This window comes from Pseudomonas sp. RT4P38 (assembly GCF_054897765.1).
The window spans coordinates 2590733-2606778 of the sequence record NZ_CM142703.1 but is presented as its reverse complement, the minus strand read 5'-3'; the positions used below and the strand labels follow the sequence as shown (position 1 = coordinate 2606778).

Sequence of the window (16046 nt, the reverse complement as noted above, 5' to 3'; positions counted from 1 at the left end):
GTGGGAGCGGACTTGCTCGCGAAGGGGCCGGCTCATTCAACATTGATGTTGTCTGACACTCCGCTTTCGCGAGCAAGCCCGCTCCCACAATTGAGTCAACGCACGTCCATGCTCAGGTGCGTCGACGTTGGAACACGCTGTCGCCGTCAATGTGGTTGAGGTGGGTGCAGCCCATCAGGTTCAGGGTCCGCGCCAGTTCTTCCGTCAATATGTCCAGCGCCCGCCCGGCACCTTCTTCACCTGCCACCGCCACGCCGTAAAGACTGGACCGCCCCAACAGCACGGCATCGGCCCCAAGCGCGAGCGCTTTGACGATATCGCTGCCACGCCGGATCCCGCCATCCAGCAGCAGACTGAGTTTGCCCTTCGCCTGGGGCGCAATGGCCGCCAATGCGTCGAGGCTGCCGAGGGCGCCGTCCAGTTGGCGGCCGCCGTGATTGGACACCACCACACCGTCGAGCCCGAGGGCGATGGCTCGTTCCACATCGGCCGGATGCAACACGCCCTTGAGCAATAGTCGCTCGCCCCATTGATCACGCAGACGCGCCAACATGTCCCAGTCGAGCAAGGTGTCCATCTGCTTGCCGATAAACGCCATCGATCCCAGGGCATTACGCTCGCTTGGCGGCAAGTAAGGTTCAAGGTTGCCCATGCCAGGCAGCCCCGATGGCCACATCACTTGCTTGAGCCAACGCGGGTGACGGACAACGTCAAACTTGTTGCGCCATGTCAGCTGTCGCGGCCTGGCGAAACTGCGTCGGTCCCACTCGCGATTGCCTAGCACCATCGCATCACAGGTCAACACCAGAGTCCGGCAACCGACAGCGGCGGCTCGCTCCAGCAGGTTTTTTTGCACCCCCGGATCACGCATGGCGTATAGCTGGAACCACAAGTCGACACCAGGCGCCGCCGCGACAAGATCCTCAAGAGAAGTGTTGGACGCGGTACTCAGGCTGAACGGCAAACCACGTGCCGTTGCAGCCCTGGCCAAGTGAATGTCGGCATCGCGGTGCAGCAGGCCGTTGTAGCCTGTCGGCCCGATCAGCATCGGCATTGGCAGCACCCTGCCGAACAACGCGCGAGACGTGTCGGGAGCATGGCATGGCACCATGGCTCTGGCGTGCAGACCATGAGCACTGAACGCGTCGAGATTATCCTTGAGCGTCAGTTCGGCTTCCGCGCCGCCGCTGAGGTATTCCCAGACGAAGTAAGGCAAGCGTCGCCGGGCCATCTCGGCCAGTTCGGCAATGCTGTGCACACGATTCAAGTCGGAACCGGTATAGAAACGACGCATAGGTCATCCTCGTAGGGCGGATAAAACCGCTGCGAAAAAAAACCCGGAAGGAGCGATCCGGGCGAAGGAAAACCAGTGTTGAAAACCTTTGCCCGATGCGTGGGCAAACCCGGAAGCAGCGAACAGTTCCCGGGGGATTTCAGAACTTCCAGGTGTAGGTGGTGATCAGGCGGTTTTCCTGATAGTCCGCACCGGATGCACTGCCATTGCCATAGCGCGTCTTGACGTCAATGCGGCGCCATTCGAAACCCACATCTTTGAGCGGACCGCTTTGCACCACATAGCCGAGCACGATGTTGCGTTCGCTTTCGACGTTTTGGTCGAGGGCATTGTTGCCCCGATCGATGCCGGTACCGCGCATGTAACGCGTCATCAATTTCAACCCCGGTAAACCGATGCCCGCGAAGTTGTAGTCATAACGCAGTTGCCAGGAGCTTTCGTTCGGCTTGACGAACGCCACTGTCGACCAGTTCACCAGGTAAGGCTGCGGCGCATAGCCGTTGAGCGTCGGGAATGTCGACTCGCCCAGCATGCGCTGATAGCCGACCCCGAAGGCATGGGCACCCTTTTTCAGGGTGGTCATGACCCCGTAGGACTTGTTATCGATGTTGCCGTACAGCGCCTTGCCGTCTTCACTGTTATTGAAGTAACGAAGGTCTGTCTTCAAGCCGTAACCGCCCCCCAGATCATGGTTATAGGTCAAGCCCAGATAGTGCTGCTTATAGATATCTTCCAACTGACCGAAGAAGTAAGTACCGGACAAGTTCGGCGTAAACGCATACGTGGCGCCCCCAAAGTTCAAACCGTCACTGCGACGTTTAACGTTGGGCCCATTGAACAAGTACATTTTCTCGGTATTGGAAGACTCCCGGGAACTGATTTCGGTAAAACGGCCACCGGTCAGGGTCAGGTTGTCCACTTCTTTCGATTCAAGCTGCACACCGTGATAGGTGGTGATTAGCTGCCGCGAGTCGTCGATGTAAGCCACCGGCAACGTCGGGCGAAGTTCACCTATCTTGAGTTCGGTTTTGTTGTAACGAACCTTCCCGGTCAGCGCCGCACGGCCATAGTCCCGGACTTGTTCGCCCTTGCTGGTGTCGTACGGAATGATGCTGTCCGGACCACGGCCACCGCCGCCGTCCAGGCGATAGGCGTACTGCGCCGAGAGGTCCAGGCCAAACTGCAGCGTGCCTTCGGTGTAACCCGAGATCGCGCGAAAATCGAAGCCTTGGGTCCAACTGCCGATCCGTGATTGCGGCGCATCATACTGTTTGAAATCGCGATCGATATAAAAGTTGCGCATCCCCAGACTGACTTGGCTGTCGTCTACGAAGTCAGCCTGCGCAACCATCGGTGTGAAGATCCCCATCACGGCCGCAGTGGTGACGCCACGGTTTACCCAGCTCTTCTGGAACATCAAACTTTCCTTCTTTTTTACATGCACGAAGGCACGACTAGTGGAAGCAGATCAATTCAGCAAAAGTGCAACTTTGGCAGTCAATCCGCAGTATTGTTTTTATAACCACTTACTGCAAAAAAGTCGTAACGCAACCGTTCGCCAGAACAGCGAAAACCGCTTTATAGTTATTTTAAATACTCAACGATCAGGGAAAGTCTTATCGTTTTTTTGAACAAACCAATATCAGGAAGTTGCTTTAGAGGCATCCCCCAAGCGGTGGTACGCGCGATTGAAATACACCAGGCCTTCCTGGCTGTCGCCATTACGGATACCCAATACTTCGCAATAGAAAATGGTGTGCGATCCCACTTCATGAGCCTGGGCGATTCGGCAGTCGAAACTGACCAGTGACTCCTCAAGCAGCGGCGCACCGCTCTCCAGGGTGCTCCATGATGCGCAGGAAAAGCGCTGTTCGGTATCGAGATTGCGGTTGGAAAAAGCCCCCGACACCTCCTGGTGCCCCGGGGTCAGCACGTTGACGCTCAGCACTCCGTTGCTCTTGAAATGCACGTTGGAAAACGACGAGCGATTCATGCACACCAACAGCGTCGGTGGCTGGTCGGTCACGCTGCACACCGCCGAAGCGGTAAACCCGAAACGACCCGCAGGACCATCGGTGGTGATGACCGAAACCGCGCCACCAAGCATTGCCATTGAGTTACGAAATCCAGTTGTATCGACCATGGTCTTACCCTCCGGTCTATCAGATATCCAGCACCAGTTTCTTGGACTTGGCCCGGGAACAGCACACCAGAATCTGGTCATTGGCAGATTTTTCGTCATCCGTGAGATAGACGTCGCGATGATCCGGTTCACCTTCGATAACGTCGCACAAGCACGTGCCGCAAACGCCTTGCTCACACGACACTTCAATCTTGATGCCCACGGCAGTCAGCGCATCGACGATGCTCTGGCCCTCGGCAACCTGTACGGTCTTGCCGCTGCGCTGAGCGACCACTTCAAAACCGGCGCCCGAAGCGTCGACTTCGACCTGGAAGTATTCGCGGTGCACATGATCGTCGGCGTACCCCGCTTCCAGGGCCTGGGCAATGACCCAGTCCATGAAACCGGCCGGTCCGCAGACATACACGTGTACGCCGGCTTGTGGAGTGCCCAGCACTTTTGGCAGGTCGAGTTTCTGCTCGGCGGCTTCGTCGTCAAAGTGGGTGTTCAACCGCGACGCAAACGCAGCGTTACCCAGCTCCTCGAGAAAGGCGCTGCGGCTGCGCGAACGACCGCAATAATGCAGTTCGAAATCGCTGTCGCGGGCATTCAGCGCGTAAGCCATGGCCACCATCGGGGTGATGCCGATACCGCCGCCGATCAGAATCGAACGCCTGGCATCGCTGGCCAGCGGAAAGTGATTGCGCGGCAGGCTGATCTCGATTTCGCGACCTTCCTGCAGCAGTTCATGCACCGCCACCGAACCGCCCCGCGAGGCGGGATCCTTGAGTACGCCCAAGCGATAGGCGCCAGCGTTGGCCGGATCACCGCACAGCGAATACTGGCGGACCAGACCGGTCTTGAGGTGGATATCGACATGCGCGCCCGCCTCGAAGGCGGGCAAAGGCTGTCCCGCAGGATCACTCAGATCCAGTACGACAACACCTTCGCCCTGCTCTTCGCGCTTGCGCACGACGACTTTCAATAATTGATCGCTCATACAGGACCATCCCGATTTCGTTGTAAGGGGGTGCATCTGGGCACCCCCGACTGCTTTTTCAAACCGTGTAACCGTGGACTCAGCGCATGAAGATCCCGCCGTTCACATCCCAGGTCGCCCCGGTGGTGAAGTAGGCGTCTTCGCTGGCCAGTTGCACGATCAGCTTGCCGATGAACGCGGCGTTACCCAATTGCTTGACCGGGATCGCCTCTATCAGTTTTTCCAGGCGCTCGGGCGGCACGGCGGCGCGCACTGCCGGCGACTCGATGGGGCCCGGGGCGATGGCGTTGACCGTGACACCGGACGCCGCCAGCTCCTTGGCAAAGATCTTGGTCAAGGTGATGATTGCGCCCTTGGACGCGGCGTAATGCGCGCCGGTCGCGGTGCCGCCGTTCTGCCCGGCCAAGGAGGCCATGTTGATGATCCTCCCGTAACCCCGGGCCGCCAGATAGCTGCCGAACACTTGGCAGCCGACAAAAGTGCCGCGCTGATTGACGCTCACAACACGGTCGAACTCTTCCGGACTGATCTGCATCACCGGTGTGGTCATGGTCATCGCGGCGTTGTTTACCACCACCTGCAATTCGCCCCAATGCGCCACGACGGCCGCCAGCGCGTCTTCGAAATCGGCCTTGCTCGATACATCGAGCTTGAGCGCCAGGACCCACTTGCCCGTGGCGTCGAGTTCAGTGGCGGTGGCCTGTGCCGATTCTAGCGAACGGTCGCTGATCACGACCCGGTACCCTGCGTTCAGCAGTTGCTCGGCAATGCTTTTGCCCAGCCCCTGGGCTGCGCCGGTGATCAATGCAACCTGTGTCATGGCAACGTCCTCAGAGGATGTAGCCGATACCGGCGAGAGTATCGGTGGAGTTGATCAGCTGGATCAGCTTGCGCTGAATCTTGAAACTGTCACCGCTGCGCACCAGTTCAAACGTGACATCGGCGGTGTACTGCTTGAGCACATCTTTGCGGAACTCACGCAGGTTCTGCGCACAGCGCACGGTGACAATTCCGTCTTCATCCGACAGCACGCGAAAGCGCGACTGACTGCGCACGGTGCGCGCCCGCGGGGTGGTCGAAATCGATTCGCCGCTGGTCAATCGGGTGACACGCAACTGACGCATGTGGTGGTCGTCGTAGGCGTAGTTCAGGGTGTTCTCGAAGTCGGTTTCCAGCGGATCGATCGGGATGATGTAGGTCGCGTTCTCGGTCCACAGATCGAGCCATTCGACGAATTCTCCGTGGTCGAGCATGTCCGCTTCCTGCCAGATGAAAGCGCTGACTTGGTTGAGCAATTGCAGGTTGTTCATGGTGTTCTCCGTCACTCAGGCCGACATCATCTTTTTCCACTGCTGGTAGCCAGCACGCATGCCGGTCTCGGCGCTCACATCGCTCACCAGCCCGTCTTCGGATTCCTTTTCACCCGGCAAGCCGCGGTTCAGCATGATCCATAGATCGGTGCCGGCACTGGCGCCACGCTGTACGCGTTCCCAGGCTTCGGAATCGTCCGGAGTACCAAAACCCATCGGCCCCTGGAAGTGCTCATGCAGGCGCAGGCGATAACGGTTGGCCACGGCCGGACCACCGTCCATGGTGATGACGGCGTGATGGATTTCGGTTTCGTTCACCGCGATCGGTTGCAGCACCCGGAAGAACGCCATGGAACAAGCGATGTTCGGGAACAGGTTGAGGTTGAAGCCCGAACCGCCTACCGCACGCACGATGCGACGGACCGATTCTTCGTCCTGGCCTTCGGCGCGTAACTGCGCGGCCAGGTCTTCGAAACGCTCAGGGATCGGCAAGTCGAGGTTGGCTTCCAGGTCGACCAGGTCAGGAATCATCACCATCACGCTGTGACCGTTGCCGAGGTCTTCGACATAACCCGGTCCTTCGACGAAGTCGAACAGCTCCAGGGTCTGCTCATCCACGGACGACAGGAACGACTTGTGCACCAGCGGGAAGTGGTAGGCGTCGGTGGTGTTTTCCAGCTGGATCTTCCAGTTGCCAGGGAAGCGGAAGCGGTGCTCGCCACCCACTTTGACCGGGTAGCCGGCGCCCTGCTTCATGAACAGGTCGATCCATTTCTTGGCCGGGCCGAGGAAATCGGCGAGGGGCTCGATGTCATCCTTGAAGGTGGCGAAGATCATGCCGTTGTATTGCTCGACACGCAGGCTGACCAAAGGCAGCTCGCCCTTGTCCAGGCAATCGGCGTAGCTTTCCGGGTGCGGCACACCGCGCAGGCTGCCATCCAGGGCGTAGCTCCAGCCGTGATAAGGGCAGACAAAACTGTTGGTCTTGCCCTTCTTGTGTTCGCACACCGTTGCGCCACGATGGCGGCAGCGATTGAGCAACACATGCACTTCTTTCTTGCGGTCGCGCACGACGATCACCGGCTGCTTGCCGATATAGGTGCTCTTGTAGCTGCCGGACTCTGGGATCTCGCTGGCGTGAGCGACCCAGATCCAGGTGCTGTAGAAAATCTTGTCCAGTTCCTGATCGAAGATCTTGCCGTCGGTGTACAGCGACGTGTGAACGCGGTCATGCAGGACCAGGTCGGAAGGACTGGCGTCGAGCGTTACGGTGTTTATCAGGTTACTCACGATCACTCCTCGTCGGCATTGTTCGCCGACTCTAAGAATTCTGGGTGTTACTTTCAGAACTGGCCGGACTTACCAGGTACGGGCAGGTGCGCGGCGCTGTTCCAGGTGTCTACCGGTCGGCTGAACAGGTTCTCGGTCTGAAAATGCGCCATGCGCCACTGCCCTTGTTCCTGGGCGAACCGTACGGTCAGGCGGGCGCTATTGAGGTGCGAGGCACCCGAGGCAAAGGTCGAGGTCTGCAACATCACCCAACTGGCATCTGCGGTCTCACCGCTGACCCGGATCAGTTCCGAGGTCAGGAAGTGCACGTTCAGCGAAAAGTGCGCCGGTTCGACCCTGTAGGTTGCGAACATCGCTTTGATCGCCTCGCGCCCGTGGTAACCGCCGAAGCTGTTCTGGTACTTGGCACCTTTGCCTTCCCAGACCGCCTGCTCGGTGAACAACCCGGCCAATTCCTCGAGCGGGGAATTCACGCCCAGCTCGTCGCACAAAAACATGTAGCGATTCATGCAGGCGCGGATCGCGTTCTCGCTTTCCAGCTGCTCGAGCCGCTGTTCCAGTGCGCGCAAATGCTCTTGTGATGACATGGCGACTTCTCTCGACTCAGCGCTGGATGATCAGTTCGCGACCGGTACGGGCCTCGACCTTGCAATACTTCCAAAGTTTGTAAGGGCCATTGCCGACATCCGTGGTGCGAAACAGATTGCAGGCGGCGTGGACGGTTTCGATGTCGGGTACATCGGCCAGCAGGTAAGTCGTCCAGGGCCAGCCGGCGGACGGACCGACCATGCTCTGATCGTCGTCCATGTTGCCCAGCACGGTGACGCCTGGCAGGTCGGCGATGCCGTTCCACATGGCGCCGAACGCGGCCCAGACTTCCAGCGCTTCAGGACGCGGAGCATCGAAAAAGTTTTGGTTGATGCCGATGCAGAACAGAACTCGCAGGGCTTTTTTATCGGTCATGGGGTTCACCAATCAGTAGGAAAAAATTACAGGTAGCCAGGCAGCGGCTTATTGCCGAAGAAGATCGCGCCGGCGTTCTGGTAGGTCATATCGCCCATGAAGGCGTGCTGGGTAATGACTTGGGTGTCGTTGACGAAACGCGACAGAGGACTGGTGCGGTACACCCCGCTCATGCCCGACAGCATTTGCGCGGTGCGCGCAACATCGGCCGCGACGCGCGTGGCGTGGGTCGAGGACAAGCGCAGCATATTGGTCTGCTCGACGCTCACCGGGTCGCCGGCCAGAACGCTGGTCCAGGCATCGTCGATGGATTGGTAGAACCACGAACGTGCAGCGCGCAGCGACGCTTCAGCCTTGGCCATCTCGACCTGGGCCAGCGGCCGGTCGGACAACGATGGAGCACCAGTCACGGAGATTCGGCCACTGGCCATGCCGCTCAATTCATCGAGTGCCGCGCGAGCAACGCCCAGGCCAACCACCGACAACACCTGCGTGGCGAACGACAGTGACGGATAGCGGAAGAACGGCTCGTCAAGATTCGATGGACCGCCGCGTACGAAGGTCCACTCCTCCGGCACCACCACGCCTTCGACGACAACGTCATGGCTGCCGGTGCCGACCAGGCCGACGACGTTCCAGGTTTCCTCGATTCTGACCTTTTCCCGAGGCATCACCGCCAGTCGTGGCAGGCCGAGCATCTCGCCGTTTTTCGGGCTGATACCCACGCCGATGAGCGACGCGCCCATGCAACCGCTGGAAAATTTCCAGCGCCCGTTGACCTCCAGCCCACCTTCAACAAAGGACGCAGGCTGCGGAGGGAAGATCCCGCCGGCGAACACCACGTCAGGTGAATCGGCATAGATTTTCTTGATGGTTTCCAGTGGCAGCGCCGCCAGGTAAACCGGGCTCATGCCGAAGCTGGCGACCCAACCGGCGGAGCCATCGGCGATCGAGATATCTTCCACCATCTGGCAAAACTCGGCCGGCGAACGCTCGTCGCCGCCGAAGCGTTTGGGCACCAGAGCCCGATAGACGCCGAGCTTGCGGAACTGCTCGATAACGTCCTGCGAGATGAATTTTTGTTGGTCGAATTCTTCGCTTCGAGCACGCGCACGAATCTCGACCAGCAGTTTCTGAAACGATTCATTTGCCGTGATCGGCATGCAGCGCTGGTGATTCAGCTCGCTTGGCGCAGTCATGGGTTTCTCCATAGTAAGCATGTCGATTACTCTTCCAGGCGCCGGACCAGTTCGCGGGCGACTGCACACAGCAGTTCGTCCGCGCCATGGGCGGCAATGAGTTGAAGGCCGACCGGAAGTCCCGAGGCGCTTTCCAGAGGAATGCTCAGAGCCGGATGACCGGAAAGGTTGAAAGCGCGCACCAGCGAGGTCATGCCCAGGGCGGCGCGAGTGTCGGCCGCATCGGCGACCAGCAACGGGAAGTCGGGCATGGTCGGCATGGCCAGGATCGGGGTGATGGCCAAGGCTGCGTCCACTTCTGCGATAAACGCGCGCCGGATGATTTCCGCTTCCTCAACGGACTCCGCCGAGGTCAGACTGGCGGCGCGCAGACGGGCGGCGACATCGCTGCCAACCCGACCGGTTTGCAGAAGATGACCACACGCGGCCCAGGTTTCGGCGTTAATGATCACCATGCCGGCGCCATACGCTGCGGCCATGCCTGGCAGCGTTTGCTCAAGCAACTTGAAGCGCGAACGGCCCAGCGCCTGGTTCACCACCGAGTGGATCTGTTCGTTGGCCTCTACCGCGACTACACCGATAGCAAGATGCTCAGGCACCGGAACGGAAGTGAACGTGGGATCAATGATGTGCATCGCTTCAATCAAGCGATCGATATCCAGTGCCAGAGGGCCTACGCAATCGAGGGTACTGCGCGCAGGCATCACACCCTGACGGCTGACACGACCGAAGGTTGGCTTGAGACCGAATACACCACAGCACGCTGCTGGAATCCGTACCGAACCGCCGGTATCGGTACCCAGCGCGAAGTCGCAAAGGCCTGCCGCCACTGCAGCTGCCGAACCACTGGAAGAGCCACCCGGTATATAGCCCGGATAGCGCGGATTGGACGCCGTGCCGGTCCATGCGTTGAGGCCGGTGGTGCCGAATGCCAATTCATGCAGGCTGGTTTTACCGGTGATCCGGCAGCCCGCATCCAGAACAGACTGAACCACGTGTGCATGTTCGCCGGCCGCTGGCGCATCGGCCAGTGCGCTGCTTGAAGCGCGGGTCGGATAGCCGGCGATATCAATGGTGTCTTTCACCATGACCGAAAGGCCATTCCCTCCCAAGGCTAAATCCTCAACAACGATCGACATGCTCTTTACCTGCTCGTTATGTGTCACCAGAACGGATGACCTCGGCACGAGGGCCGGGGAAAACGCTTAAATCTAAAATCGTAATATTTACGTGAAATGTCAATTGAATTTTACCAAATAAAACAGTGTGTATTTTCGGTGCAGATTTTCCCTTTTCGCACCAACGGCGTGCAGTTTGGTAACACTGCTGCAAAAACATAAAATCCTAGATATTATTTATTTTTACTTTATAAATCAGTTGATTACTTAGATCTAACGAGCAGAAACCATCGAACCATTTAGAAAAATGTTGAGCATGGACCTCTCTGAAAAACCAAACAGGAAAAAATAAATAAGCCCAAAAATGGCAGCCAAAAACAGTGTAAAAAATCGATATTTTTTAGTTTTTTAAAAGCTGATTTTTGGTCATTTGAGGGATTTCTTGATCCAGATCAAAGCCTTGTTGGGCATGGCGTGCTTCGGGTTTTTCCCGCCCTTCACATCCCCTACCTCGAGTCCTTCGGATCACCTCGGCTGACCGCCTCCAAGCGTTCGCATCAGGCATCGCAGTAACAGCTTTCTGTCATGCACCGAAAAAATTCTGGCATGCAATCTGCTTTTGCTCTCTTCGCCTTCGACCGATCACTCATGGTCGACCGACACCCTGATGGCTCGGTAACAGACCATGGGTGTCGCCGCAGTTCGATAACTAAAACAGGGCCGTACCTTGGGCCGTACTCGCACCACGTCGTGGTTGGGGCGGCTGGCCATTAGCCTTTTGCAGCGTTGCAACTCTTCGGAGAAAGTCATGCTTTTCAGAAAAGCCGTGTCCACGTTGTTGTTGAGTGCCGCCTGCGCCGCCGTTGCGCAGGCGGATGTGAAAGTCGGTGTCATTACCTCCTCCACCGGACCGATCGCACTGGTCGGGCTACCACAGAAAAACACCGTGCCGTTGCTGCCGACCCAGGCCGGCGACCAGGTGGTGAAGTACATTTCTCTGGATGATGCGAGCGACCCGACCGCTACGGTGAAGGCGCTGAAGAAGCTGATCGACGAAGAAAATGTCGATGCCATCATCGGCCCGAGCGGCTCGCCCAACGCCATGGGCGTGATCCAGTTCGTCGCCGAGGCAGGCGTGCCATTGCTGGCACCGGTCGGCACCGCTGCGGTGGTGCTGCCGATGACCGAGCAGAAGAAATGGGTATTCAAGACCACGCAGAACGATGACCTGATCGCCAAGGCGCTGTTCGAACACATGGCCAAAAAAGGCGTGAAGACCCTGGGCTTCATCGGCACCAGCGACCCTTATGGCGAGAACTGGGCCAAGGTCATGGCCGGCCTGGCAGCGCAGCAGAACATCAAGGTCGTGGCCAACGAGCGCTTCCAGCGCCAGGACACCTCGGTCACCGGGCAGAGCCTGAAAATTCTCGCCACCCGCCCCGATGCAGTGCTGGTCGCAGCGCCGGGCAGCTCGGCGGTGATGCCGCAGACCACCCTGTTCGATCAGGGCTATCGCGGCCAGGTCTACCAGACCCACGGCGCGGCGCTGCAGGACTTCCTCAAGCTGGGCGGCAAGAAGGTCGAGGGCACCATTCTGGCGGCCAGCCTGATGCTGGTACTGGATGAAATCCCGGACAGCCATCCTTCGAAGAAAATCGCCAGCGACTACACCACGGCCTACGAAAAGCTCAACGGCAGCAAGCCGGCGACCTTCGGCGGGAACACCTTCGATGCCGGTCTGCTGTTACAGCAGGCGATCCCGATTGCAGCCAAAAAAGCGGCACCGGGCACTCCCGAATTTCGTGCAGCCCTGCGTGATGCGCTCGAGCAAAGCCATGAACTGGCCGGCACCCAAGGCGTTTACAACATGACGCCGCAGGACCACAGCGGCTTCGACGAGCGCGGTCGCGAATTGATCGTGGTGAAGAACGGCAACTGGATGTTGTTGCACGACAACTGATCGAAACCCGGGCGCACAGCCCACTGCGCGCCCTGCCCGATTGCCGGCGAGTCAACCCGCGCCGGCAATCGGGTCTGATATTCAATCTGTAGAAAAGAGCTCTCATTATGAATTTCCAGATAGCCATGCTGCTGGGCCAGGACGGTATGACCAACGGTGCGATCTATGCGCTGTTGGCCCTGTCGATCCTCCTGGTGTTCACCGTGACCCGGATCCTGCTGATTCCCCAGGGTGAATTCGTAACCTACGGCGCCTTGACCATGGCCACGTTGCAGAGCGGTCACCCGACTGCTCTGGTCTGGCTGCTGCTCGGCCTGACGCTGATCGACTGTGCACTCGATGTATGGGGCGCGGCACGTTCAAGCCAGGCCTTTCGGTTCCCCGTGCGCATTCTCTTCAAGCTTGGCTATGCCGGCCTGCTGGCGGTGTTGATCAACACCTTGCCGTTGGCCGAATTGCCGATGGCGGTCCAGGCCTTGTTGACGCTGGCGCTGGTGGTTCCGCTGGGGCCGCAAATCTACCGACTGGTGTTCCAGCCGATCGCCTCGGCCAGCTCATTGGTCTTGCTGATTGTGTCGATCGCCGTGCACGTCAGCATGGTCGGTATCGCGCTGTTGCTGTTCGGCCCCGAAGGCGCCCGCACCCAACCGTTCTCCGAAGCCGGCCTGGAACTGGGCCCGGTCACGTTCAACAGCCAGACGCTCTGGGTGCTGGCCGTGTCCCTGGGGTTGATCGTCGGACTGTATCTGTTCTTTGAGCGCACGCTCTATGGCAAAGCCCTGCGTGCCACCGCGGTGAACCGCATGGGTGCAAGGCTGATGGGTATTTCACCGACCCTCGCGGGCAAGTCGACCTTCCTGCTCGCGGCGCTGATCGGCACGCTGTCGGGGATCCTGATCGCACCGATCACCACGCTGTATTTCGACTCTGGTTTTGTCATCAGCCTTAAAGGCTTTGTCGGCGCGATCATCGGCGGGCTGGTGAGCTATCCGGTCGCCGCACTCGGCGCCCTGGCGGTGGGCCTCATCGAAGCCTTCTCGATGTTCTGGGCCAGTACCTACAAAGAGATCATCGTGTTCACGCTGATTATTCCGTTCCTGCTTTGGCGTTCGTTCACCAGTCGTCATGTGGAGGAAGAAGAATGAATTCGCGCTATCTGTTGCTTGCCCTGTTGCTGGTGGTGGGCGTCACGCCGCTGCTGTTGCCGCCGTACTACGTCACCCTGCTCAATTACATCGGCATGTACGCCATGGTCGTATTGGGGTTGGTGCTGCTCACGGGTGTCGGCGGCATGACCAGTTTCGGTCAGGCCGCGTTCGTCGGGCTGGGCGCCTACACCTCAGCCTACCTGACCACCACTGAACAACTGCCGGCATGGCTGGCCTGGGCCGGGACGTCACCGTGGCTGACGCTGCTGGTGGGCGTGGTACTGACCGCCTCAGTGGCACTGATTCTCGGCGCCCTGACACTCAAGTTGTCGGGGCATTACCTGCCGCTGGGAACGATTGCCTGGGGTCTTTCGCTGTATTACCTGTTCGGCACGCTGGAATCCCTGGGCGGCCATACCGGCGTCGGCGGCTTGCCATCGATTTCATTGTTCGGCCTGAAGCTGGATAAGGGCGAAAACATTTTCTACCTGATCTGGGCCCTGCTGTTGCTGGCGATCGTCATCACGCAGAACCTCCTGAATTCTCGCGAAGGCCGCGCCATTCGCGCACTCAAGGGCGGTCAAGTAATGGCCGAGTCGATGGGGGTCAATACCTTCCGCTCGAAGATGGTGATCTTCGTCATCTCTGCGGTGTTCGCGGCCATTTCTGGCTGGCTTTATGCGCACACCCAACGCTTCGTCAACCCGACACCTTTCGGCCTGAACATGGGCATTGATTACCTGTTCATGGCCCTGATCGGCGGGGTCGGCAGCGTCTGGGGCGCCCTGCTCGGCGCGGGCATCCTGACCCTGCTCAAGCAATGGTTGCAGGACTGGTTGCCGCACCTGCTGGGTAACACCGGCAACTACGAAATCATCGTATTCGGGATCCTGATCGTGGTGCTTATGCAGCGTGCACCGGGTGGTCTGTGGCCCTTGTTGACGCGCCTGATACCGGCCCGGTTCAGGGTCCGCGCCAAGGTCCGGAATGTCGACGCCAAGGCTGCACCCCTGCCCCGCCGGCAACTGCCCAAACATGGCGAGCTGATCCTTGAAGCGCGGAATGTGACCAAGCGCTTCGGTGGACTGGTGGCCAACAACGACATGAGCCTGGAAATCCGTTCGGGTGAAATCCTCGCGCTGATCGGCCCCAACGGTGCTGGCAAAAGCACCATGTTCAACCAGCTCTCCGGTGTCGATACACCGAGCAGCGGCGATGTGTTGTTCATGGGTCAAAAGATCAACGGCCTGAACTCGCGGCAAGTTGCGCGCATGGGCATGAGTCGCACCTTTCAGCACGTGAAACTGCTGGGCAACATGAGCGTGCTGGAGAACGTAGCCATTGGCGCGCATTTGCGTGGCCAGCAAGGCGTGCTGTCGGCGGCCCTGCACCTGGATCGTCGCGAGGAAGCCGAACTGCTAAGCGAAGCCAGGCGTCAGCTGGAGCGTGTAGGACTGGGCGACTACTTGTATGAAGAGGCCGGGAGCCTGGCACTCGGACAACAGCGGATTCTGGAAATCGCCCGCGCCTTGTGCGCCGATCCGTGCCTGCTGCTGCTCGACGAACCCGCCGCCGGTCTGCGCCTGAAAGAAAAGGAAGCCCTTGGCATCCTGCTCAGCCGCTTGCGTAGCGAAGGCATGGCGATTCTGCTGGTCGAGCACGACATGGACTTCGTCATGGGCCTGGTCGATCGCGTGGTGGTCATGGAGTTCGGTCAGCGGATCGCCCAGGGCCTGCCCGAAGACGTACAGAAGGATCCGGCCGTGCTGGAAGCCTATCTGGGAGGAGTTGAATGATGAACATGCAAGTGGAACCGCACCTCGCACCGCGCAACCAGGTCGACGACGCCGTGCTGGAGATCAAGGGCCTGAGCGTGGCCTACGGTAAGGTCGAAGCGCTGAGCGACGCCAGCCTGACCGTCGGAAAGGGCCAGATCGTGACCGTGATCGGCCCCAACGGCGCCGGCAAGACCACCCTGCTTTCGGCCATCATGGGCGTGCTTGGCTCTCGGGGTCAGGTGCATTTCGACGGCAGCCTGGAAACCTTGCCGGAAGTGGAAGTGATGGTCTCGCGGGGCCTTGGCCTGGTGCCGGAAAAACGCGAATTGTTCACCAGCATGAGCGTGGCCGACAACTTGCTGCTCGGCGCTTTTCAACGCCATCGCCGGGGCGACCGTCGCTACAGCGAGACGCTTGGCGAAGTCTATGAGCTGTTCCCGCGCCTGTGGGAACGCCGCGAGCAATTGGCGGCGACGTTGTCCGGTGGTGAACGGCAGATGCTCGCCGTGGGCCGCGCGCTGATGGCCAAGCCGAAGCTGCTGATGCTCGACGAGCCGAGCCTGGGCCTGGCGCCGCTGATTACCCGGGAGATTTTCCGCATCATCACGGCGCTGCGCGAGCAAGGGGTATCCATTCTGCTGGTCGAGCAGAACGCACGCGCCGCCCTGCGGGTGGCCGATTACGCCTATGTGCTTGAAACCGGCCAGATCGCGATGCAGGGCCCGGCGCGGCAACTGGCTGACGATCCACGCGTGATCGAAGCCTATCTCGGCCTGGCCAGCAAGCATCAGGAAATGCTCGCCAACTGACCGCCGACCTGCCTCGGCGCTCGAAACGGCGTCGGGGCCGGCTTTCCCAGACCTT

At 59.4% G+C, this 16046-nt stretch carries 15 protein-coding genes; 4 read left to right on the top strand and 11 right to left on the bottom strand.

Going from position 1 to position 16046, the window contains the following annotated elements; all coding sequences use genetic code 11:
- Positions 1 to 112: 112 nt before the first annotated feature.
- From ACYZT7_RS12200 to ACYZT7_RS12150, 11 genes are all read right to left on the bottom strand, one after another.
- Positions 113 to 1294 (bottom strand): alpha-hydroxy acid oxidase, encoded by a 1182-nt coding sequence (locus ACYZT7_RS12200; RefSeq protein WP_462041198.1) that lies wholly within the window; start codon positions 1292 to 1294, stop codon positions 113 to 115.
- Between the two features lie 139 nt (positions 1295 to 1433).
- Positions 1434 to 2711, bottom strand: a complete 1278-nt coding sequence (locus ACYZT7_RS12195) for an OprD family porin (RefSeq protein WP_462041197.1) — start codon at positions 2709 to 2711, stop codon at positions 1434 to 1436.
- A gap of 225 nt (positions 2712 to 2936) precedes the next feature.
- Positions 2937 to 3437 carry a flavin reductase gene (locus ACYZT7_RS12190; RefSeq protein WP_462041196.1) on the bottom strand — a complete coding sequence of 167 codons (501 nt, stop codon included), beginning with the start codon at positions 3435 to 3437 and terminating at the stop codon, positions 2937 to 2939.
- Between the two features lie 19 nt (positions 3438 to 3456).
- A complete protein-coding gene (locus tag ACYZT7_RS12185; protein WP_462041195.1) occupies positions 3457 to 4416 on the bottom strand; it encodes a PDR/VanB family oxidoreductase in 960 nt (319 codons plus the stop codon).
- A 79-nt stretch (positions 4417 to 4495) separates the two neighbouring features.
- Positions 4496 to 5236 carry an SDR family NAD(P)-dependent oxidoreductase gene (locus tag ACYZT7_RS12180; RefSeq protein ID WP_462041194.1) on the bottom strand — a complete coding sequence of 247 codons (741 nt, stop codon included), beginning with the start codon at positions 5234 to 5236 and terminating at the stop codon, positions 4496 to 4498.
- A gap of 10 nt (positions 5237 to 5246) precedes the next feature.
- Complete coding sequence (locus tag ACYZT7_RS12175) at positions 5247 to 5726, bottom strand: aromatic-ring-hydroxylating dioxygenase subunit beta (protein WP_462041193.1); 480 nt, start codon at positions 5724 to 5726, stop codon at positions 5247 to 5249.
- Between the two features lie 15 nt (positions 5727 to 5741).
- Positions 5742 to 7016 carry an aromatic ring-hydroxylating oxygenase subunit alpha gene (locus tag ACYZT7_RS12170; RefSeq protein WP_462041192.1) on the bottom strand — a complete coding sequence of 425 codons (1275 nt, stop codon included), beginning with the start codon at positions 7014 to 7016 and terminating at the stop codon, positions 5742 to 5744.
- Between the two features lie 53 nt (positions 7017 to 7069).
- Entirely contained in the window at positions 7070 to 7603 is a 534-nt protein-coding gene (locus ACYZT7_RS12165; protein WP_462041191.1) for a nuclear transport factor 2 family protein, read from the bottom strand.
- Positions 7604 to 7619: 16 nt separating this feature from the next.
- The gene (locus ACYZT7_RS12160) at positions 7620 to 7979 is read right to left on the bottom strand and encodes an IacB protein (RefSeq protein ID WP_084317862.1); all 360 of its coding nucleotides are present in this window, start codon (positions 7977 to 7979) and stop codon (positions 7620 to 7622) included.
- A gap of 26 nt (positions 7980 to 8005) precedes the next feature.
- Positions 8006 to 9178 carry an acyl-CoA dehydrogenase family protein gene (locus ACYZT7_RS12155; RefSeq protein ID WP_462041190.1) on the bottom strand — a complete coding sequence of 391 codons (1173 nt, stop codon included), beginning with the start codon at positions 9176 to 9178 and terminating at the stop codon, positions 8006 to 8008.
- Between the two features lie 26 nt (positions 9179 to 9204).
- Complete coding sequence (locus ACYZT7_RS12150; protein ID WP_462041189.1) at positions 9205 to 10317, bottom strand: amidase; 1113 nt, start codon at positions 10315 to 10317, stop codon at positions 9205 to 9207.
- Positions 10318 to 11104: 787 nt separating this feature from the next.
- Here ACYZT7_RS12150 and ACYZT7_RS12145 point away from each other — a divergent pair.
- The 4 genes from ACYZT7_RS12145 (at position 11105) to ACYZT7_RS12130 (ending at position 15991) form a co-directional block, all read left to right on the top strand.
- Positions 11105 to 12256, top strand: coding sequence for an ABC transporter substrate-binding protein (locus tag ACYZT7_RS12145; RefSeq protein ID WP_462041188.1), 1152 nt, complete (start codon positions 11105 to 11107; stop codon positions 12254 to 12256).
- 107 nt (positions 12257 to 12363) lie between these two features.
- Positions 12364 to 13401, top strand: a complete 1038-nt coding sequence (locus ACYZT7_RS12140; RefSeq protein WP_150632643.1) for a branched-chain amino acid ABC transporter permease — start codon at positions 12364 to 12366, stop codon at positions 13399 to 13401.
- Complete coding sequence (locus ACYZT7_RS12135) at positions 13398 to 15200, top strand: branched-chain amino acid ABC transporter ATP-binding protein/permease (protein ID WP_462041187.1); 1803 nt, start codon at positions 13398 to 13400, stop codon at positions 15198 to 15200. The genes ACYZT7_RS12140 and ACYZT7_RS12135 overlap by 4 nt, the downstream gene beginning before the upstream one ends.
- Positions 15197 to 15991, top strand: a complete 795-nt coding sequence (locus tag ACYZT7_RS12130) for an ABC transporter ATP-binding protein (RefSeq protein WP_462041186.1) — start codon at positions 15197 to 15199, stop codon at positions 15989 to 15991. Before ACYZT7_RS12135 ends, ACYZT7_RS12130 begins: the two co-directional genes overlap by 4 nt.
- Positions 15992 to 16046 lie beyond the last annotated feature (55 nt).